Below are 19,027 nucleotides of genomic sequence, written 5' to 3' on the forward strand. Positions count from 1 at the left end.
CTGGCCTAAAGGCTGAGCTTTGACGAAAACCGCGGGTTGGGGACTTCAGGGTGGATAGTGTGGCAGGCATGCAACCACTCCTGAAAGTCCTGCGGCAATGGGGCGCCCCCGCGGCGGCCGTCATCTTCTTCATACTCTGGTGTGTGGGTGAGTCAGGACGAGGTATGTCCCTCTCGACGATGCTTACGTGGGTGGGGATCGTCCCGTTAGTTGCCTTCAGTGCAGCGACTGCTGTGTCAGTGGTGAAGCCGTATCTGTCGCTGGGCCTTATCGGCGCCGTGCTCATTGGCCAGCTGCTGTACTTCGTTCCTTTGCTCTATTCCGAAACCTGGCCGATTTACCTGGGCGCCTTCATCCCACTGGCTTTCATCCTGTGGACCGCACCAAAGAGGATGCGTGTGGTAGCGGCGGCGGTGAATGTGGCGTTCGTGGTCATGATGACGTATCTGATGATCTCGTGGCGGTACGGACGTGGGGTGGGCTGGTTTGAGCTGCTTTACCTAGGAGACAGGGTGAATTTCCAGGTTCACGGTGGGAATTTGTTCTCGATACTTTTCCTGATCGCCGCTGCCTTCGGGTCTGTGGGTCTCCTTCTGGCTCTTTACGAGGAGCGCGGCAGCCTGTTCCGGGCGCGCAACCTTGCGCAATCCACCCTCAAGGAAACAGAAGTCAATCTCATCGTTGAGCAGGAACGCACCCGCATAGCGCGGGATCTTCACGATGTCCTGGCCCACTCTTTGGCTGTGATTGCTGCCCAGGCGGATGGCACGAGGTATCTGAGCAAGGACCAACCGAAGGCCGTGCTCAATGCTCTGGAGAACATCGCCGTTTCCGCACGGAGCGCCCTGGTGGACGCCCAAAGGGTCATCGAAGGAGTCCACGACGACGGGATGGTCACCCCCCAGCCCCGCCTCAGCGATGTCGGACCACTGGTGGAGAGAATGAAGCAGGGAAGCCTCGCCGTCGAGCAGAGCCAGTCAGGAGATCCGGTTGAATTGACGGCAGGGCAGCAAGTGGCAGTCTTCCGGATCGTCCAGGAATGCCTAACGAACGCCCTTAAGCATGGCGGCAGGGGCACCGCCGTCAGATTGCACTTCGATTGGAGCGGCCCTGGTTTGGCAGTGAATGTGGCGTCCGCGCTGCCCACGGATAATGCAGGCACGGACGGAGCTCAGCAGCGGGTAGGCCGCGGCCTGCCTGGCATGCGGGAAAGGGCCCACCTGGCTGGCGGCTGGATCACTATGGGGCCAGATGGTGAGCAGTTCCGTGTCACAGTCTTCATTCCCTACGGCAAGCGGTCGGATGACTCTCCGGAGCAGGTGGAGGCTGTGGAAGCAAAGACTGCCCTGGAAGCAAATGTTGACCCCAAAACTGCGCCACACCAGGAAGAAACGGTGGGCGCACTGGTTGGATCGGCGTCGTCGTCCCCTTCCCTGCAGGAAGGCACCTCTGGTGCCTGATGCAGGCAGCCGCATCCGGGTAGCTCTGGTGGACGATCAGCCGCTCTTCCGCTCGGGTATTCGGATGCTGATCGAAAGCCAGCAGGACATGGAGATGGCAGGCGAGGCCAGCGACGGGGAAGAGGCTGTCACCCTGGCTGCTGAAACGAGTGCTGACGTCATGCTGATGGACCTGCGCATGCCTGTCCTCGATGGTGTGGCCGCTACCCGGCGAATCATGGAACAGGGCGGAGCGCTCGGTGAGGCCCGGCCAAGGATCATCGCCCTGACCACGTTCAACCGGGATCAGGCCGTAGTGGAGGCCGTCCACGCCGGGGCGAGCGGTTACCTTCTGAAGAGCGCAGAGCCGGAGTTCCTCCTTGCAGCGATCCGGACCGTGTACTCGGGATATTCAGTGATTGCTCCGGGCTCAATCCATGATCTCTTTCAGCATGCCGCCCGGACGTTCCCCGGCGCCGGCCCGGATCTCTCGGTTTTGGAGGTGCTTTCCGCACGGGAAAGGGACGTTTTCCTGCTTGCATCAAAGGGTCTCGGAAACGCTGAAATCGCCGGAAGCCTCTTCATTTCCGAGGCAACGGTCAAGACCCATTTGCGGAGTGTGTTGGACAAGCTGGAGCTGCGAACCCGGCTTCAATTGGTGGCATTCGCGCATGAACGCCGCCTGCTGGGATGATGGACTACCCCAACATCCCCGGGGGGCATATTCTGAAGGCGGCCGGGACGCCGCTTTACCGGTTCCCCCACTGCCCGGCCTGAGAGGTCACCATGTCTGAAAAACTGCATCTGACGCCTGAGGATGCCTTCCCCGAGGACCTCTCTGTGGTGAAGGACAAGGACCTGCAGATCCTCGACAGCCAGATCCAGCGCCAGCTTGACTACGAATATGTTGCCGAGGGCGGGCCCAACCCGGAAACCGAGTTCAGGCACTATGACCTCGATGAAGAGTTCGACGAACGGGACAATCGCGACATCAAGGCCGAGTAGGCGCAGGGCCGGGCCGGCGTACGTCCTTTTGTTACTCCAGCGTCAACTAAACTGACTTTACAAATCGTGGCTCTTAAGGAGCGGCGCGGGTTCGTGCTGTCCCTAGCTGCAGTTGCTGCATAATCAGTGACTTCAGATCCTTGATGGTTGAAAAAAGCTGTTGCGGTACCGGTTTTTTGTAGTATTGGGGCATCAAAAAGCGTGGGGGCGTGAATGGAAGAGCGGGGCATTGCCGTGGTCGTGGAGGACGACGACGACATCAGGCATTCGCTCAGGGAAGTTTTGCAACAATCGGGCTTCACGGTGTTTGCGACGTCCACTGGAGCGGAGGGCGTTGAAGCTGTCCGGCAGCACAATCCCACCGTGGTGACTGTCGATCTGGGGCTCCCCGACTTTGACGGAATCGAAGCATCGCGGCGAATCCGGACGTTCAGCGATGCCTATCTGGTCATCGTCATGGGGCGCCTGGACGAAGCGGACGCCCTTCTGAGCTTCGAAGCCGGGGCGGACGACTATCTCACCACGCCTTTCCGGCCCAGGGAACTGAGGGCACGGATCGCCGCCATGCTCCGGCGGCCGCGGCGGTTCCATCCACCCCAACCCGCCGCATTGGTGCCGGCCGCACAGTTGCCGGCCGCTTCCGAGCCCTTGCCGGCAGAAGCCCTCCCCGCTGGCTGTTTTGAGCACAATGGACTGATCCTGAATGAGGACAGGCGGACTGCGAAAATTGATGGCCGGGCCGTGAATCTGACCCGTACACAGTTCGACCTCCTGCTGGCCATCCTGGAAGGCGGACGCCTTGTCCAGACGAGGGCGGACCTGGTGAGGCGCGTCCGGAACCAAACAGCCGGCGCAACCTCTGTCTCAGTTGCCGATGAACATGCCATTGAAGTGCACATGGGAAATCTGCGCAAACAGCTGGCGGACGATTTCCGTGCCCCCCGCTGGGTGGAAACTGTCCGCGGAATCGGCTATCGGCTGGGGCGCGCACGTTAGCCTCTTCACTCCAAGGCTGAGCCGCAGCGGGATCCGGCCCGTGTGGATCTCATTTACTCAGTAGGGCGCTCGCTGAGCTGGACTTTAGCTTCCTGGCCCTGGTTGTCACGGTTGAAGGAAACGGTGACTGTCTGGCCAGGATCGAGGCCTCGAAGGGCTGCCAGCAGGTCTTCGGGAGCAGAGAGTTCTTTCCCCTCCAAGCTGAGGAGTACGTCGCCGGGTTCGATTCCCGCATCATCAGCTGGGCCGCCGTTGGCTATGGACATGACCAGGACGCCGTTGATGTCCTGGATGCCCAGCCTTTCGGCAATCTGGGGCGTCAGCTGGCCGGGAGTCAGGCCAATAAAAGCGTGCTCAGCGCGCCCGGTTTCCTTCAACTGCTCGGCAACTTCAACTGCCGTTGCTGCAGGAATCGCAAAGCCCAGGGCAACAGCACCTGCCTGCGGCGGGATATAAGCCTCACTGATCCCTATTACTTGCCCCCGTGAATTGACCACTGCACCGCCGGAGTTACCAGGGCTGATGGGCGCATCGGTCTGGATGAGGTCCACCAGGGACTGGCTGCTGGCTGCCGATCCGGGGATGGACCGGTGAAGCCCCGAAATGATCCCCGCAGTGACAGTACTTTCAAATCCCAAGGGGGAGCCGATCACTACGGCCGTCTCGCCTACGCGCGGCAGCTCTTTCTGGAATTCCGGCACGGGCAGTCCCGTGCGGTCAGTCTGGACCAGGGCTAGATCGGAAATGGGATCAGCGGCCCTGACAGTGCCTCGTACCCTTTGGCCATCAGCGAAACCGACCTCAACCTCTGGGCTTCCCCGCACGACGTGTTCGTTGGTCAGAATGAGTCCCTCTCCGTCGTAGACCACGCCGCTGCCCACGCCCTCGCCGGCAAAGATCGTGACCACGGACGGTGCCAGTTCTTCGACAATCCGGGTGATGTCCAGGTGCTGGCCGCCTTGCTGATTGCCTTGTTGGTTGCTTCCCGGAGACGGAGCCGGCGAAGGCGTTAGGCCAGTGACGGCGGGGGAGGAGGGGCCTGGATCAGGACTGCCCTCCATCCCTGTGCAGGCGCAGAGCGACGCGATGGTCAAAGCGGCGAGTCCGGCAAGGCAGGAGCGGAAAAACATTGATGTTGCCACTCGCGGGAAGGGGCTCATTGGACAGCCTTTCCAGTTCTTTGTCTCCAGATTTCAACCGTATCTCTCAGGGGGTGGGCGGGAACAGTGGTGATCTGCAACAATTAATCAGTATGCTTATGAATTGGGGGCGACGAGGCTGGCTGCTGAATTGAACGAAAGCTGTGAACATGACTGAAGTGGTGAAAAGCGGCCTGACCGGGATGCTCTTGACCGAGCGGTACCGGGTATTTGAACTGGTGGGACGAGGCGCCGCTGCTGTCGTCTACAAGGCCCGGGACGAAGCCCTCGGCCGGGAAGTGGCCGTGAAACTCTTCCACCGGGAGAGCGCAGATACAGAGATGCTTGCCCGGCAGCGAGCCGAAATCAGGATGTTGGCATCCTTCAACCATCCCTGCCTGGTGACCCTCTTTGACGCCGCAACCGACGATGCAGATCCCTTGGGCGCGCGGGTATTTGTGGTGATGGAATTCGTCGGTGGCCGTGATTTGCGGGCTCTGCTGCAGGCCGGACCCCTTTCGCTGCCGGACACTGCCAGGATTGGGGCCGACATCGCTTCAGCCCTTGGCTACGTCCATGACCAGGGCGTGGTCCACCGGGATGTGAAGCCCGGCAATGTTCTGTTGACCGCAGTGGATGGAACCGTTGCTGCCCGTCGGGTCAGCGCCAAGCTGACCGACTTCGGAATTGCCCGGGTGCTGGAGGGGGACAGAATTACCGGAACGGGGCGGACCGTGGGAACTGCTGCTTACCTGAGCCCGGAGCAGGCACGCGGAGAGTTATTGACAGGGAAAAGCGACGTGTACTCCCTGGGGCTGGTTCTTCTCGAATGCCTGACCGGACACATAGAGTTCCCCGGCAGCCCGATTGAATCTGCGGTGGTCAGGCTTCAGCGGGATCCCGCAATCCCGAGCGGCCTGAGTTCGGAGTGGCGGGAACTGCTGGGGGCTATGACCTGCAAGGAACCGGCCGGCCGGCCTTCCGCCGGGGAGGTCAGCTCGGTCCTGAGTTCACTCTCAGACGCTTCCCTCACTGACGCTTTTCTCTCGAGCCCTGACGCCGTCCCCGCTGGCGGTGATGCTGTTACGACGGCGATCGGTCTGACGGAGCCTGGCCCCGTCACCACCAAAGTCCCCGTCGCTGCGGAAGTGCCTGTGGCCTCCAGTGTGTCTCAAGTCCCCTTTTCCCGATCATCTGTCCTCAGGAAGGGTGGAAGGCTCCGCAGCAGGAGGCTCCGGATGGCGCTGGTCCTTTCCGCTGTGCTGACGGGCGGTGCCGGAATAGCCGCCGTGGGTGGGGGAGAGCAGCCCAACTCCCCGGTTACCCCAGTCCCTTCACCGGCCCTGTCCGGGACGCTGGAGCGCGAGATGGCTGATCTGGAAAGGAGCCTCACCCCGTGATCCGCTGGAATAAGCTGCCATCGGCCCTGATGGTCGCCACTTTGTTGGTTCTCGCCCCCGCATGTTCCGCGCAGACTCCTGAATTGTCAGTCGCCGCCGCCCGGGATCTGCAGTCACGCCTCCCGGAAGTCCGGCAGGCTGCGGCAGGAAACGACTATGCCCGCGCTCTCGCGCTCCTGGAGCAGTTCAAGAAGGATCTGGATGCGGCTGCCGGTGACGGCAAAATGACTTTTGCACGGTACCAGGGCATCAGCAGCGCGTTGGAGGACGTCCGGAGCGAGTTGCAGACACTTGCGGTGGCCGCAGCGAAGGCGGCAGGAACAACTGATGTGGTTTCCCCTGCTCCCGGGCCGACGGCAACGGCAGTTCCCGACATCGCAACAGCCCCTCTCCCGCCGGCGCCCGCCCCGCTGACCGAGGAAGCCGGTTCGCCCGAAAAGGACGGCGGCGATAGTGGTTCCCCTGACAAAAACGATGCAGGAAAACCTGATGACGGGAAACCTGGCGCGGGCAAACTGGATCCTGGCGGGAAGAACAAGGACCCTTAGGAACCATTCCACACGGCGTGCCTACGCTTCGAAATGGGTCCTGACGTGGCCGTGCCCCAGGGAATCAACAATGCTGGTCGCCACACCGTGGAGTTTTACGTTCCGGGCGCTGGAGGCTGCCTTGAGGAGTTCGAAGGCCTCGGCCTGGCTGCAGCGGTTCTGGGCCATGATGATCCCGACCGCGACGTCGATGGCCGTCCGGGATTCGAGGGTGGCCTTGAGGTTTGCTGCCGCTTCACTGTGGTGGGCAAAGCGTACTGCCAGCCTCAGGGCCATGGACGTCTGGCTGACGAAGTCCTCCGCGAGCTTCGACACTTTCCCTTCAAACCGTCCGGGCCGGTGCGAGTAGAGGTTGAGCGCGGCCCTTGTGTCTCCCTCCAACCGGAAAGGAACGGCGAGGATGGAACGGACACCCTGCTCCAGGACCGTCTCGAAATAATGAGGCCAACGCTGGTCCTTCTCCAGGTCCCGAACATGAATTGTCAGCTGCTCCCGGGAGGCGGTCATGCACGGACCGTCTCCATACGAGTACTGGATCTCGTCCATGGACTGGGCCTGCTCGCTGCTGCTGGCAACAGTCGCGGCTTTGCGGTGGCGGAGAAGGGTAATGCCGCACAGAACCTCGTCGCCGTCTACTGACAGGCTGCGGGCGGATACGCGTGCAAGCTCGTGAAGGAAATCCCCTACATCTGAGCTGGTGAGTACCAGTTCCTGAAGGTGCTCTGTGATTGATGTTGCAGATTCTGCGGTCGACTCGCTGGCCACGATTGTTTGATGCCGTTTCGCTCAGGTCAAAACGACCCGGCACTGCAGATACTGCCCCCGAAAAAAGTGAGGACAAGGTATCGGCGGCAGGAGCCGGATCGAAGAACTCCCCAACGGCCTTCTGCTAAACCGTACCGGGAAATTATATACACCAGACGGCAGGGACTCTGACTCGTCGGTTCTGTCAGTGCTTATCAGTGCTCCTCAGGTGCAGCTCAGCTGCTGCCGTCCAGAATCCGCGAGGTGGAGTCGACGATCCTTTGCATAAGGTGACCGGCGTCGTCGTCGTTATCAAGGGCTGCCGCGATAAGGGGTGCGGACTGACCTGCCCAGAGTGACATCAGTTCCGGGATGTCCAGTTGCGCCGCTTTGGTACGGAACTGTCCGGTCAGCCAATTCTGTACGGGGAAGGGCGCATGAAGGCGGGAATCGGTAAGTTCGCGTGCAACCCGGTTTGGGATACCGCGGCCCAACCTGCCGCTGTAGGCCCGCGTGAGCACGGTCTGCCGCGTCCCGGGATCCCGAAGCGCGGACCGGTATCCGTTGCTGGCAGCGGATTGCTTTGTAGCCAGGAAAGCCGAACCGATCTGCACAGCGTCGGCTCCCAAGGTGAGGGCAGCAGCAACTCCGCGGCCGTCGGCAACCCCTCCGGCAGCAACGACGGGAACTGCCACAGCGTCTGCCACCTGCGGCACCAGGGAGAAAGTGCCGATCAGCGAATTCTCCGGCTTATCCAGGAAAGACACCTTGTGGCCGCCGGCTTCCATGCCCGAGGCCACGATCGCGTCCACGCCGCCCTTTTCCAGGGCCAGTGCCTCCTCGACAGTGGTGGCGGTTCCCATCACAATTATGCCGCGGGCGTGCGCAGCATCGATGACATCTGCAGGAGGAACGCCGAATACAAAGCTGAGGGCGGCGGGTTCTGCCTCCAGCGCTGCCTGGATTTGCCCCTCCACGTCGGGCAGGTAGGCTGCAGGCCTGGCAGGCGGCTCAACCCCCACAGTCTCGAAATACGGACGGAGGACCTCAACGTAGGCCGCAAACTCTGCCTCGTCGGGCTGCGGCGGTTCTTCGCCCGGGATGGGCAGCCACAGGTTCAGCGCGTAGGGCTTGGTTGTTGCTTCGTTAAGGGCATGCGCCGTTGCCCTGATCCGGTCCGGGTCATAGCCGTACAGGCCAAAGGATCCCAGCCCGCCTCCTTCACTGACCGCGGCTGTGAGGCCGATCGAGGAAACGCCCCCGAACGGCCCCAGCACGATGGGCAAGTTAATGTTCAGCAGACGCGAGAAGGGTGTACTGGTCCAGGCTGTCATGTGCAACAGTCAATCATGTCAGGCTGGCACGTCTTGCCCCGGGGCCTACTGGTTCACCAGGGTGACAGTGCGGCTGTTCAATTCCTGCGTTGGACGGTTGTTTGCCGAGTGGACGGCACGCAGTTTGCTGATCTGGTCGGCACCGAGTTCGATCGGCTGGTCCAACACCAGCCAGAGCACGTTCTCACTGCACGGGGGAGTGGTGAGGCTCCCTTCGTAGGCAAAGTGTTCCAGGGAAGCGGGAAGCAAGGACGCGAGGTTGACGCTGCCGATCGAACGCGCCGAGGTGGAGCCAGCGGCAGCATCGACGAATGGTGCCCATGCTGTATTCGTCTTTCCCGCTTTCGCCAGAACCCCGAGGACGGCAAGAACGCCGTCATCGGACTGGTGGACGAAGTGGAACTCGACGTCGTAGCGGGTGCCCTCGATGGTGTGTTCGGACGGATCGTGGAAGTGCATTTGCTTGAAGGTGTAGGCCTTAGCGCTAACAGTGAGGCTTTGGGCTGAGCCTGCATGCAGCTCGACAGTATGGCCGTTGTCGTGGACCTCGCATTCGGAAGCGGAGTAGGCCAGGCTGATCGGAGCCGGAGACTTGGGTGTGGCCGCAGGAATATCAACGGGCGATTGTGCTTTGCCGGTGGCGCAAGTCTGGAAGGCAGGGCTGAGATTCCCCCAATCCCCGGGACCGTCCGCGCCTTCATAGGACCAGTGGGCCACGTTGGCCGCTGACGCAGTTGGCATGCTGGAGGGAAGGGCCTCACTGCCCGTCGTGGGCTTGGCGCAGCCGGCGGCGAGGGCAAGCAGCCCCCACGCGGATCCAATGAGCAGGGACTTTCGGGTGATTTCTGGTGTGGAACGCATTCCCATCCTTTACAAAAAACAGCGGTGTTGCCGTTGGGGTGTTCAGAGAAATACCACGAGAAATAGTCCGGGCGATTCATGGGACTCCATGTGAAGTGCCCCGGGGAGCTGTCATCAGCGGATTTTCTGACGGTGTGAAAGCGGCGAAAACGTGTTAGGGCCCTAGTGTAGGGGCATGAGAATTGCAGTTACCGGTGGAAGCGGAAAGCTTGGCAGAAGTGTGGTCCGTCGGCTTAATGAGGATGGTCACGACGTCACGAATCTTGACCGTGTGGGCCCGAAATCACGCGGTTTTACCCAGATTGACCTGAGAAATTACGGGCACGTCCTGGACGCGCTCCTTGGGCTGGACGACAGGCACGGCGGCGTGGATGCGGTAGTTCATCTGGCTGCAATTCCAGCCCCCGGACTGGCCCCCGATGCTGCCACTTTTGAAAACAACATGCTGTCCACATACAACGTTTTCCAAGCAACTCGGCGGGCGGGTATCAGGAAACTGGTGTACGCCTCCAGCGAGACCTTGTTGGGCCTCCCTTTCGACGTGGATCCGCCCTACATTCCGGTGGACGAGGAGTATCCCGCGCGGCCCGAAAGTACTTATTCCCTCGTTAAGCATCTGGAAGAGCAGATGGCCATTCAGCTGACCCGCTGGGATCCTGAACTGAGCATCGTGGCACTGAGATTTTCTAACGTCATGGACCCTGAGGACTATGAGGCATTCCCGGCCTTCGAGGCCGACGCGTCCTTACGAAAGTGGAATCTCTGGGGCTACATCGACGGACGGGATGGTGCCCAGGCGGTGGCCAGGGCACTGGAATACCAGCCACCTGGTTTTGAGGCCTTCATCATTGCGAACGCCGACACGGTGATGCAGAGGTCCAGCGCAAGCTTGGCCGCGGAGGTGTTCCCGGCGGTCACTGTGACCAAGGAACTAGGAGAAAACGAGACCATGCTCTCCATCGACAAGGCGAAGCGCCTGCTGGGCTTCGCGCCGGAGCATAGCTGGCGGAGCTATCACTCGCTCCGTACTACCCCTACGGAGGACTGAAGCGCGACCGCTGATTGAAGCCCGACGTCGGCTGGTTTCTTGGAGTGTTAGTCCTGCGGCACCAGGCGGACGCAGCACCGCTCCACCTGCGGCTCCAGGACGGCCTTGTAGCAGCCTGGCTCGGCTGTCTCGGCCACTGCCGCCAGGAGATCCAGATTGAGGCCGCAGATGGTGGAGGTGTGAGCCCTGGACAGGCGGTGAAAGGGGCAGTTGAGTAGCTCGATGCTGCCGTCCTCCCCGGCGTTGGGCCTGTAGCCGTAGAGCTCCAGTGCACCTTCAAGGGTGGCAGCCTCCTGCCCGATCTCCTCCCCGGCATTGGCGGCAACGGCCTGCAGGGCTTCGGCTACGGGTATGCCGGTTTCGACGGCGGCTTCCACACCGGCTGCAAGCAGTTCGCCGGCCAGGTCATAGCGCCTTGGAGGAAGGCTTAAAGCCACTTCCCGAACCGCGGGGGAGTAGAGCTTGTGAGGCCGTCCGGATCCTGGTCCGGTCCTGCCGGTCAGTCGCCGGAAGGAAACCTCCAGGAGGTCTTCGGCCGCCAGTCGGTCCAAGTGGAAGGCCGCGGTGCTCCGCACCATGCCCAACGACCCGGCAACTTCATCACGGCCCACAGGGCCATCAGCGTGAAGGACGTACTCGAACACGGCCCGGCGGGAGGGGTCACCTAAGGCACTGAGAGCCTTGCCCATACTCAGGCCGGTTTCCGCTGCAGTCATAATGAAATCCTACTCTAAAATCAATGACCATTGACATAACAAGGCCTCAATTCTAAAGTCAAGTATCAGCACTTTTAGAAGGAGGAAGTCATGCTTGACCATCAGCCGCAGCCCGTTGCACAGGAGGCTCGGCATCACGAGACGCACCAGGCTTTTCTGCTGCTTCGAACCGTCTTTACCATTGCGCCGATTGCCTTCGGAATCGACAAATTCACCAACTTCCTGGTGGATTGGACCAGCTACCTGGCTCCCCTTGCCACGCAGATCGTGCCGGTAAGTCCCCAGACCTTTATGTACGGGGTGGGAGCGGTGGAGATCCTCGCGGGCCTATTGGTGGCTTGGCGTCCCAAGATCGGCTCATTGGTGGTGGCCGCTTGGTTGGCAGGGATCATAGTGAACCTGCTGCTGGTGCCGGGATTCTTTGATGTGGCCCTGAGAGACTTTGGTTTGTTGGTAGGCGCCCTGGCCTTGAACCGCCTTGCTTCGGGGCAGGACCGTTAAAGGGGGCGAACCTCGTAGCCATCTGTCCTGGTGACAAGCTGGCGGCCGTGGTTCCCATCAAATCGCAGCCACAGGATAGACGAATCCGGGGTCACATCCTCCACTTCGGCAGTGCGGACCACCTGTCCGTTCCGGCGCAGTTCAACAACGCGACCAACCAGCTGACTCCAGTCTTCACCAGGATCACACATGCGCTTCTTCCCCCTTTTACGCATAAAAACAAAGCGCTTCCCGCGGGATCCCCCTCCCGCGGGAAGCCCTTTGATTAGTGGATGAGTTCCCTGGTCATTCCGAAGGGCACCTGGTCCGAAAGCGCGGCGGTGTAGTGCCCTGGCTTGTTTCGGGTGAGCAGGATGCCGTGGGTCCCTGCAGCCATAGCAACCTCTTGGAGGTCACGCACGGCTGCTTCGAGTCGCTCGTCTAGGAGGTGGCGGCTGCTCACCTGGATATCAATGCGATGGCTGGGGGTAGACATGGAAAAACTCTTTCTTTACGGGTGATCTGACGGGGGATTTCAGGGGTTCCGCGAAGCTGCGGCTTTCTCGGGCCTGTCACCGGCCGGCTTGCTGGAAACGGGGGTGGTGCTCTCGCCGCCTGCTGGCGGCGAGGTCTTGCGCTTGAAGCGGCTACCGATGGTGGATCCGCCACCGCTGCCGCTTCGGTTCTTGTTGAAGATATCAAAGCCGACAGCCAGCAGAAGAACCAGGCCCTTGATCAGCTGCTGATAGTCGGTGCCCAGGCCCAGGATGGACATGCCGTTGTTCAGCACGCCCATGATGAGGCCGCCGATCATGGCTCCTGCCACGGTGCCGATGCCGCCCTGCACGGCAGCCCCGCCAATGAAGGCCGCGGCGATGGCGTCGAGCTCAAAGCCGGTACCGCCGGCGGGCTGCGCGGAGTTCAGGCGGGCGGTGAACACGAGTCCTGCCAGTGCTGCAAGCACACCCATGTTGACGAACAACCGGAAGGTCACGGCCTTGGTCTTGACGCCGGACAGTTCAGCGGCGTGCAGGTTCCCGCCGATGGCGTAGACATGGCGCCCAAAAACGCTGTTGTTCATCAGAGCCGAGTACAGGATCACCAGTGCAGCCAGGACGATCAGGACGATCGGGGTTCCGCGGTAGCTGGCCAGGAGGAACGTGATAATCAGCATCAGCAGCGCGATGAAGGCAGTTTTGACGGCGAACCAGGCCATGGGCTCGTTTTCGAGGTTGAACTTCCGGCGAACCCGGCGTTCCTTGATGGCCTGGAAGAGGATGGCAGCTGTGCCGCCCACGCCGAGGATCACCGTCAGGAATTCCAGGACGGATGTACCGCCGGAAATATCCGGAAGGAAGCCGCCACCCAGGGCACGGAGCTCATCGGGGAACGGGGTGATCTGCTGGTTCTTCAGCGTGATGAGGGTGAGGCCGCGGAAGATCAGCATCCCGGCCAGGGTGACGATGAAGGCCGGAATTCCTACATAGGCGATCCAGTAGCCTTGCCAGGCACCGACGAGCGCGCCCACCAGCAGGCACGCCGGAATGGCGATCCACCAGGCCCACCCCCAGTGCACGATCATCACGCCTGAAACAGCCCCGATGAATCCTGCAACGGAGCCGACGGAGAGGTCAATGTGGCCGGCGATGATGACCATCACCATGCCGATGGCCAGGATCAGGATGTAGCTGTTCTGGACCACCAGGTTGCTGACGTTCTGCGGCTGCAGGAGGATGCCATCCGTCAGGACCTGGAACAGGATGACGATGAGTATCAGGGCGACGAAAATGCCGACCTGGCGCAGGCGGCTTGTCAGGAAGCTCAGGGATTCTCTGAGGGCGGACATGTTCGCTATTCCTTCTCTTTGGTCATGTAGTGCATGAGCTTCTCTTGGGTGGCTTCGGCGATTGGCACCTCGCCCGTGACGTGTCCTGCGGACAACGTGTAGATGCGGTCGCAAATACCCAGGAGCTCGGGCAGTTCGGACGAAATCACGATCACTGCCTTTCCTTCGGCTGCAAGGCGCGCAATGATCGTGTAGATCTCGAATTTGGCACCGACATCGATCCCACGGGTGGGTTCGTCAAGAATCAGTACATCGGGGTCCGAGAACATCCACTTGCTCAGCACCACCTTTTGCTGGTTTCCGCCGGAGAGCTTACCGGTAATGGCGGCGACGGTGGGTGCCTTGATGTTCATGCTGGTGCGGTAGCGGTTGGCGACAATCGTCTCTTCGTTCCTGTCCACCCAGCCGCCTTTGACGAGCTTGCGGAGCCCCGCCATGGAGATGTTGCGCTTGATGTCCTCGATGAGGTTCAAGCCATACTGCTTGCGGTCCTCGGTGGCGTAGGCGATGCCATGGCTGATGGCCTCGGACACGGTTGACGTGTTGATTTCCTTGCCGTACTTGTACACCTTGCCTGAAATGGCACGGCCGTAGGTGCGCCCGAACACGCTCATGGCGAGCTCGGTGCGGCCGGCGCCCATCAGGCCCGCCATGCCCACAACTTCTCCCTTGCGGACGTTCAGGCTGGCGTTGTGCACCACGATCCGGGAATGGTCCTGCGGGTGCTGGACCGACCAGTCTTCGATTCGCAGGACTTCCTCGCCGATCTGGGGATCGCGGTCGGGGTAGAGGCTCTCCAGATCGCGGCCAACCATCCCGCGGATAATCCGCTCCTGGGTGATCTGCCCTTCGTCGAGCCGGAGCGTCTCGATGGTCTTGCCGTCGCGGATGATGGTGACGGCGTCAGCCACCTTGCGGATCTCGTTGAGCTTATGGCTGATGATGATGCAGGTGACGCCCTGGCCCTTGAGGTGCAGGATGAGGTCCAGCAAGTGGCCGGAGTCCTCATCATTCAGAGCAGCCGTCGGCTCATCGAGGATCAGCAGCTTTACTTCCTTCGACAGCGCCTTGGCGATTTCGACGAGCTGCTGCTTGCCGACGCTGATGTGCTGCACCGGAGTAATGGGGTTCTCGCTGAGTCCCACCCGGGCCAGCAGCTTAGCGGCCTCCAGGTTGGTCTTGCGCCAGTCGACCCAACCGCGGGTGGCCTGCTCGTTCCCCAAATAGATGTTCTCTGCGATGGAGAGGTAGGGGCTGAGTGCCAGTTCCTGGTGGATGATGACGATGCCGCGCTTCTCGCTGTCGGAGATGCTGGAGAAACTGCACGGTTCGTTTTCGAAGAGGATGTCGCCCTCGAAAGAGTTGTGCGGGTAAACGCCCGACAACACTTTCATAAGGGTGGACTTGCCGGCCCCGTTTTCACCGCAAATGGCATGGACTTCGCCGCGGTTCACGTCCAGGGTGACGTCCTGAAGGGCCTTCACTCCTGGGAAGGTCTTGGTGATTCCTCGCATTTGAAGAATGGGTGTATTCATCGTCAATTCCCACTGAATGATCGAAACTTGTGCTGTCCTGCGGCTGCAGGGCTGCTGGGTAAGGGTTTGTGGCCGGACCTCGGGGTCCGGCCACAAACCCTTGGACAGTGCTACTTGACGTCGGCCTCGGTGTAGTACCCGGTGTCGATGAGTTCCTTCTTGTAGTTATCCTTCGTGATGATCAAGGACTTGAGCAGGTAGGACGGAACCACCTTGACCTTGTTGTTGTAGGTCTTCGTGTCGTTCACCTCAGGCTCTTCGCCCTTCAGGGTTGCATCGACCATCTTCACGGCCTGCTCGCCAAGCTGGCGGGTGTCCTTGAAGATAGTGGAGTACTGCTCGCCGGCGATGATCGACTTAACCGAGCCCTTCTCAGCGTCCTGGCCGGTCACGATCGGGAGGCTTCCCTTGGCGTAGCCGCCGGTGCTGGTGAGGGCGGAGATGATGCCGATGGAGAGGCCGTCGTACGGTGACAGAACGCCGTCGAGCTTGGTGCCGGAGCTGTAAGCGGACGTCAGGATGTCTTCCATGCGCTTCTGGGCAACGGGTGCCTGCCAGCGGAGGATGGCAGCCTGCTCAAAGTTGGTCTGGCCGCTGGGGACCTTGATGGTTCCCGCGTCCATGAACGGCTTCAGCGTGTCCATGGCGCCAGTCCAGAAGAAGTTGGCGTTGTTATCATCCGGGCTGCCGGCGAAGAGCTCAACGTTGAACGGGCCCTTGCCTTCGACCTTCTTGCCGCTGGCATCGAGCAGACCCAGTCCGGTCAGCAGGGAGGTGGCCTGCTGGACGCCTACGGTGTAGTTGTCGAACGTGGTGTAGTAGTCAACGTTGGGCGTTCCGTTGATCAGGCGGTCGTAGGCGATGACCTTGACGTTCTGTTCCTTGGCCTTCGCCAGGACATCGGTCAGGGTGGTGCCGTCGATAGCTGCGATGATCAGGGCCTTGGCGCCCTTGGTCAGCATGTTTTCAATCTGGGAGACCTGGGTGGGAATGTCATCGTTGGCGAACTGGAGGTCCGCCTTGTATCCGAGCTTGGTAACGGAATCGGAGACGTTCTTGCCGTCTGCGATCCAGCGTTCCGAGGTCTGCGTGGGCATGGAAATTCCCACTAGCGAACCTGCGGCGTCAGCTTCTTCTGTGGGCGATGTTGTTCCGCCGCGGGTGCCACAACCCGTAGCCCCCACGGTAACTGCGAGGACGACGGCGAACGCGCCCAGGAGTTTTTTGATTCTCACTATGTTCTCCTTCCGCTGACCGGGGGTCAGCGAACTGGTGCTTAGCCGAAAAGCATCTGCGCTTACGGCTGTGTCCCGGCCAGTGATGTCCGGTTTCCTCACGAGGGGCTGATGGCCCCTTGCCAGGAAGAATTTGAGGGTCAGGGCCGGCGAACGGATGCCGGTCTTGAATACTCCGAGCTGCTGCTAGATCTACCGTGATACTACAATGACGATATAGCGTCCTGTGAGCGCTAACAACTACCATAGAGTAACCCGAGCTTCTATTGTGAGTCAAATCACATTTTAGCAACTCCCTCAGGACCCTTCGGGTTGGAGCACAAAATCGACCATGTGGTACCGGATTCCGTTGACCTGAAGCTCCAGGCTGTGCTTCCCGGGATGGTGGACACGCGTCGTCATCTGGCGGAAAGCGTGCCGTTTGGAAAAGCTCTTGGTTTCGCCGGCAACCAAGGTGACGGTGGCGAGTTTGAAGACCTTTGGCGAGCGCGATCCATTCGCCTTGCGGTAATGCACCACATAGTCAACGGCCAGCCTCACAGGTTTTGCCCCGGTGTTGGAGATCTCGAATGCAAAAGCCAGATCCGAGGGGAGAACGACGTCGGCCCGGTCCAGTTGCGGTGCGCTGACAGTGAGGTCCGCCGGGGCAAAGCCTTGCAAGGCCAGTGCCTGTGGGTGGCCCTTCTTGATCAGTGTCCGCAAGCCGTGCCGCACAAGTGAGGCAGTGTTGCGATCCGGATTTGCCAGCCACCGAGTCGCCGTCGCAATGACCAGGTCCGGCGCATGGCGGGCTAGATCGTTGAGGTGGTTGGCCACCGAGCGCCTCACGTACTCGTGGGAGTCCCGGTACAGTGCGTCAAGGATGGGAACTGTGGCTTCAGGGTGATCGATTATCGCGGGTACCCGCACCGCCCAGGGCAGGTAGGGTCGCGTGCCTTCGCTGGCGAGACGCCTGACATGTTCATCCGGGTGTGAGGTCCAGGACTGGATTGCCGTCAACGATCGCGGAAGGTCGGCAGCCAGCAGCCGGCGAATCGCGAATTCCGCAGTCAGCCGCGGCGTCAGTTCAGCCAGCAGCAAGAGGCAGTCATCGAAATGTGCCGGATCTCCTGAATCCAACGCCAAGGTAACTGCAGTCTCCGTCACTGGCCACAACGCCCACCCGGAGAAGCCTGCATCCAGCAGGGCGCGGCGGAACGTTACTGCCGCCGTCGTATAGATTCCAGCGGCCAGGGTACTGTCAGCCGGGCGCCCGAAGTCTGCAAGGAGTGCTTGGCTGACGTGATCGGCGCGCTCCCGCAGGCTCAGCCCATCCAGGGTTGCCCCTGCAGCTGTGAGCTCCGGCCAGCTTCGGCCCGGAGCTGCCGGTGTGAGCGCCCCGCGTAATGAATCGACAGCGGCCCGATTGATGAGTTCGTTCATGGCGCCCATGGAGTCAGGGTACTTCGGGCCGGCCGTCCAGAGATTTCATTTCAGGATTTTAGCTGGGTTCCCTGGTATCCGCGGGGGTATCTTCCACCTTTTCAGTGCTTTCCGCAGTGGCCGTGGGGTCTTCCTCCGGCTCGAAGGTGTTCGGCTCATCGCCGGCGCCCATCCCTACGCCCTTGTCGCTTCCCGGAACGGTGCCTTCTGGCCCCGCCATCTTGCCGGACGCGTTGTCGTCTTCGTGGCTCTTCCGGTCCTCACCAGCGGCATCCATGCTCATGGCCCCTCCTTGCTCTGCTGTTGCCCTGCTGTGTTGTGGCCCTCGCGGTCCACACTTCTGCCCACGCTAACAGTGCTTCCGGAAAATAGTAAGTAGACTGGCCACCTCCAGCGCCGGAACGCTCAGGCCTCGGATGGAGATAATTTCTTGACGAAGACGACTTGCACCGGTACGAGGCGGAGACGGTAAAAATGACTGAGAGAACGGCCGATAACCGGGGGTTTTGGCGTGTTTTCCACGACAAGTTTGTTGTGGAGGAGCGGTACATGACTGCCGCTGCCAGGACCAGGCTCTACCGGGTGGCGGCTGCCCTGATGCTTCTGGGGTCCGTGTTCTTCTTCCTCACCCTCGGGGCCATCCTGAACAAGGATGGGATCGCCGGCAGCGATGATCCCATGCAGTCATGGTTTCTCACCCAGCGCTCAGAACCCTTGACCACTGCCATGATCATTCTGGCGGTCATCTTCGGTCCGGTGGTGTTGCCGATCATCATCCTGGTGGTGACGGTTGCCTGGAGTCTCGCAGCCAAGCATGCGTGGCGGCCCATCCTGCTTGCTGCCGGAATGCTGACGGGCGTAGTGCTGGCCCAGATCATCGGCCATTCGGTGGGCCGCAGCAGGCCTCCCATAGAGCAGATGCTGTTTGGGCCGGACTCAACGTTTTCCTTTCCCTCCGGCCATGTGCTTGGCGCGGCCGACTTCCTCCTGATTACGGCTTTCCTGGTCTTTTCCCGCCGGAAGCATATTTGGCCGGCGGTCATCGGGCTTGCCGCCGCCGCCGTCGGGATCTTTTTCGCGGCGATCAGCCGCCTTTACCTCGGATATCACTGGGTCAGTGACGCCCTCGCGTCAGTCTCGCTCTCATTGGTGATCCTTGGTGCGGTCATCGCTATTGATACGTGGCGCACAGCCCGGATTCCCGGCGAGAAGATCACCGGAGAGCTGTCAAAAGCCGACTCGAGCACCGACTGAACTTCCCGCTCAGCGGCTTGACTTG

The 19,027-nt window shown here is 61.0% G+C and carries 21 protein-coding genes; 9 read left to right on the top strand and 12 right to left on the bottom strand.

All coding sequences use genetic code 11. The annotated features are described in order from the left end of the window. Positions 1-68: 68 nt before the first annotated feature. The 4 genes from M1E05_RS04490 to M1E05_RS04505 all read left to right on the top strand — a co-directional run bounded on the left by M1E05_RS04490 (position 69) and on the right by M1E05_RS04505 (position 3,440). The gene (locus tag M1E05_RS04490) at positions 69-1,460 is read left to right on the top strand and encodes a sensor histidine kinase (RefSeq protein WP_461164577.1); all 1,392 of its coding nucleotides are present in this window, start codon (positions 69-71) and stop codon (positions 1,458-1,460) included. Beyond that, the gene (locus M1E05_RS04495) at positions 1,453-2,133 is read left to right on the top strand and encodes a response regulator (protein WP_458111966.1); all 681 of its coding nucleotides are present in this window, start codon (positions 1,453-1,455) and stop codon (positions 2,131-2,133) included. Before M1E05_RS04490 ends, M1E05_RS04495 begins: the two co-directional genes overlap by 8 nt. A 92-nt stretch (positions 2,134-2,225) precedes the next feature. Beyond that, positions 2,226-2,444, top strand: a complete 219-nt coding sequence (locus M1E05_RS04500) for a hypothetical protein (protein ID WP_461164578.1) — start codon at positions 2,226-2,228, stop codon at positions 2,442-2,444. Positions 2,445-2,657: 213 nt separating this feature from the next. Continuing rightward, positions 2,658-3,440 (top strand): response regulator transcription factor, encoded by a 783-nt coding sequence (locus M1E05_RS04505; protein WP_461164579.1) that lies wholly within the window; start codon positions 2,658-2,660, stop codon positions 3,438-3,440. Positions 3,441-3,493: 53 nt separating this feature from the next. On the opposite strand, the gene M1E05_RS04510 is transcribed toward M1E05_RS04505, so the two are convergent. Continuing rightward, positions 3,494-4,600, bottom strand: a complete 1,107-nt coding sequence (locus M1E05_RS04510) for a S1C family serine protease (RefSeq protein WP_461164580.1) — start codon at positions 4,598-4,600, stop codon at positions 3,494-3,496. 149 nt (positions 4,601-4,749) lie between these two features. Here M1E05_RS04510 and M1E05_RS04515 point away from each other — a divergent pair, with 149 nt between their 5' ends. Further along, complete coding sequence (locus tag M1E05_RS04515) at positions 4,750-5,979, top strand: serine/threonine-protein kinase (protein ID WP_461164581.1); 1,230 nt, start codon at positions 4,750-4,752, stop codon at positions 5,977-5,979. Next, on the top strand, positions 5,976-6,527 hold the full coding sequence (locus tag M1E05_RS04520) for a hypothetical protein (protein WP_458111961.1): 552 nt from the start codon (positions 5,976-5,978) through the stop codon (positions 6,525-6,527). The genes M1E05_RS04515 and M1E05_RS04520 overlap by 4 nt, the downstream gene beginning before the upstream one ends. A gap of 21 nt (positions 6,528-6,548) precedes the next feature. Here the strand turns inward: M1E05_RS04520 and M1E05_RS04525 are convergent, their stop codons facing one another. The 3 genes from M1E05_RS04525 to M1E05_RS04535 form a co-directional block, all read right to left on the bottom strand. Further along, positions 6,549-7,292 carry an ANTAR domain-containing protein gene (locus M1E05_RS04525; protein ID WP_461164582.1) on the bottom strand — a complete coding sequence of 248 codons (744 nt, stop codon included), beginning with the start codon at positions 7,290-7,292 and terminating at the stop codon, positions 6,549-6,551. Positions 7,293-7,507: 215 nt separating this feature from the next. Continuing rightward, on the bottom strand, positions 7,508-8,605 hold the full coding sequence (locus M1E05_RS04530; protein ID WP_461164583.1) for an NAD(P)H-dependent flavin oxidoreductase: 1,098 nt from the start codon (positions 8,603-8,605) through the stop codon (positions 7,508-7,510). Between the two features lie 45 nt (positions 8,606-8,650). Continuing rightward, positions 8,651-9,466 (bottom strand): carbonic anhydrase, encoded by an 816-nt coding sequence (locus M1E05_RS04535; RefSeq protein WP_461164584.1) that lies wholly within the window; start codon positions 9,464-9,466, stop codon positions 8,651-8,653. A 175-nt stretch (positions 9,467-9,641) separates the two neighbouring features. On the opposite strand from M1E05_RS04535, the gene M1E05_RS04540 reads away from it, so the two are divergent. Continuing rightward, on the top strand, positions 9,642-10,514 hold the full coding sequence (locus M1E05_RS04540) for an NAD-dependent epimerase/dehydratase family protein (RefSeq protein ID WP_461164585.1): 873 nt from the start codon (positions 9,642-9,644) through the stop codon (positions 10,512-10,514). Between the two features lie 47 nt (positions 10,515-10,561). Here the strand turns inward: M1E05_RS04540 and M1E05_RS04545 are convergent, their stop codons facing one another. Continuing rightward, the gene (locus tag M1E05_RS04545; RefSeq protein ID WP_458111956.1) at positions 10,562-11,230 is read right to left on the bottom strand and encodes a helix-turn-helix transcriptional regulator; all 669 of its coding nucleotides are present in this window, start codon (positions 11,228-11,230) and stop codon (positions 10,562-10,564) included. A gap of 90 nt (positions 11,231-11,320) precedes the next feature. On the opposite strand from M1E05_RS04545, the gene M1E05_RS04550 reads away from it, so the two are divergent. After that, positions 11,321-11,731, top strand: a complete 411-nt coding sequence (locus M1E05_RS04550; protein WP_461164586.1) for a hypothetical protein — start codon at positions 11,321-11,323, stop codon at positions 11,729-11,731. Here the strand turns inward: M1E05_RS04550 and M1E05_RS04555 are convergent. The 7 genes from M1E05_RS04555 to M1E05_RS04585 all read right to left on the bottom strand — a co-directional run bounded on the left by M1E05_RS04555 (position 11,728) and on the right by M1E05_RS04585 (position 18,031). Further along, a complete protein-coding gene (locus tag M1E05_RS04555) occupies positions 11,728-11,922 on the bottom strand; it encodes a hypothetical protein (RefSeq protein ID WP_461164587.1) in 195 nt (64 codons plus the stop codon). The genes M1E05_RS04550 and M1E05_RS04555 overlap by 4 nt on opposite strands. Before the next feature lie 74 nt (positions 11,923-11,996). Further along, complete coding sequence (locus M1E05_RS04560) at positions 11,997-12,206, bottom strand: hypothetical protein (RefSeq protein ID WP_461164588.1); 210 nt, start codon at positions 12,204-12,206, stop codon at positions 11,997-11,999. A 39-nt stretch (positions 12,207-12,245) separates the two neighbouring features. Further along, on the bottom strand, positions 12,246-13,556 hold the full coding sequence (gene mmsB, locus M1E05_RS04565) for a multiple monosaccharide ABC transporter permease (protein ID WP_458111953.1): 1,311 nt from the start codon (positions 13,554-13,556) through the stop codon (positions 12,246-12,248). Positions 13,557-13,561: 5 nt separating this feature from the next. Continuing rightward, positions 13,562-15,091, bottom strand: coding sequence for a multiple monosaccharide ABC transporter ATP-binding protein (mmsA, locus tag M1E05_RS04570; RefSeq protein ID WP_461164589.1), 1,530 nt, complete (start codon positions 15,089-15,091; stop codon positions 13,562-13,564). 110 nt (positions 15,092-15,201) lie between these two features. Further along, on the bottom strand, positions 15,202-16,326 hold the full coding sequence (chvE, locus tag M1E05_RS04575) for a multiple monosaccharide ABC transporter substrate-binding protein (protein ID WP_461164590.1): 1,125 nt from the start codon (positions 16,324-16,326) through the stop codon (positions 15,202-15,204). A gap of 297 nt (positions 16,327-16,623) precedes the next feature. Continuing rightward, on the bottom strand, positions 16,624-17,757 hold the full coding sequence (locus tag M1E05_RS04580; RefSeq protein WP_461164591.1) for a DNA alkylation repair protein: 1,134 nt from the start codon (positions 17,755-17,757) through the stop codon (positions 16,624-16,626). A gap of 49 nt (positions 17,758-17,806) precedes the next feature. After that, positions 17,807-18,031, bottom strand: a complete 225-nt coding sequence (locus M1E05_RS04585; RefSeq protein ID WP_458111949.1) for a hypothetical protein — start codon at positions 18,029-18,031, stop codon at positions 17,807-17,809. A 191-nt stretch (positions 18,032-18,222) separates the two neighbouring features. Between M1E05_RS04585 and M1E05_RS04590 the strand changes: the two genes are divergently transcribed. Further along, the gene (locus M1E05_RS04590; RefSeq protein ID WP_461164592.1) at positions 18,223-19,002 is read left to right on the top strand and encodes a phosphatase PAP2 family protein; all 780 of its coding nucleotides are present in this window, start codon (positions 18,223-18,225) and stop codon (positions 19,000-19,002) included. The last annotated feature ends 25 nt before the right edge of the window (positions 19,003-19,027 follow it).

Source organism: Arthrobacter sp. R4-81 (assembly GCF_054792365.1).

Coding starts and splice junctions, on each gene's coding strand:
- M1E05_RS04515 (WP_461164581.1), top strand. CDS start 4,750: ATGACTGAAGTGGTGAAAAGCGGCCTGACCGGGATGCTCTTGACCGAG.
- M1E05_RS04550 (WP_461164586.1), top strand. CDS start 11,321: ATGCTTGACCATCAGCCGCAGCCCGTTGCACAGGAGGCTCGGCATCAC.
- M1E05_RS04590 (WP_461164592.1), top strand. CDS start 18,223: ATGACTGAGAGAACGGCCGATAACCGGGGGTTTTGGCGTGTTTTCCAC.
- M1E05_RS04500 (WP_461164578.1), top strand. CDS start 2,226: ATGTCTGAAAAACTGCATCTGACGCCTGAGGATGCCTTCCCCGAGGAC.
- M1E05_RS04505 (WP_461164579.1), top strand. CDS start 2,658: ATGGAAGAGCGGGGCATTGCCGTGGTCGTGGAGGACGACGACGACATC.
- M1E05_RS04580 (WP_461164591.1), bottom strand. CDS start 17,757: ATGGGCGCCATGAACGAACTCATCAATCGGGCCGCTGTCGATTCATTA.
- M1E05_RS04510 (WP_461164580.1), bottom strand. CDS start 4,600: ATGAGCCCCTTCCCGCGAGTGGCAACATCAATGTTTTTCCGCTCCTGC.
- M1E05_RS04555 (WP_461164587.1), bottom strand. CDS start 11,922: ATGTGTGATCCTGGTGAAGACTGGAGTCAGCTGGTTGGTCGCGTTGTT.
- M1E05_RS04560 (WP_461164588.1), bottom strand. CDS start 12,206: ATGTCTACCCCCAGCCATCGCATTGATATCCAGGTGAGCAGCCGCCAC.
- M1E05_RS04585 (WP_458111949.1), bottom strand. CDS start 18,031: ATGAGCATGGATGCCGCTGGTGAGGACCGGAAGAGCCACGAAGACGAC.
- M1E05_RS04530 (WP_461164583.1), bottom strand. CDS start 8,605: ATGACAGCCTGGACCAGTACACCCTTCTCGCGTCTGCTGAACATTAAC.
- M1E05_RS04540 (WP_461164585.1), top strand. CDS start 9,642: ATGAGAATTGCAGTTACCGGTGGAAGCGGAAAGCTTGGCAGAAGTGTG.
- M1E05_RS04545 (WP_458111956.1), bottom strand. CDS start 11,230: ATGACTGCAGCGGAAACCGGCCTGAGTATGGGCAAGGCTCTCAGTGCC.
- mmsB (WP_458111953.1), bottom strand. CDS start 13,556: ATGTCCGCCCTCAGAGAATCCCTGAGCTTCCTGACAAGCCGCCTGCGC.
- M1E05_RS04490 (WP_461164577.1), top strand. CDS start 69: ATGCAACCACTCCTGAAAGTCCTGCGGCAATGGGGCGCCCCCGCGGCG.
- mmsA (WP_461164589.1), bottom strand. CDS start 15,091: ATGAATACACCCATTCTTCAAATGCGAGGAATCACCAAGACCTTCCCA.
- M1E05_RS04535 (WP_461164584.1), bottom strand. CDS start 9,466: ATGCGTTCCACACCAGAAATCACCCGAAAGTCCCTGCTCATTGGATCC.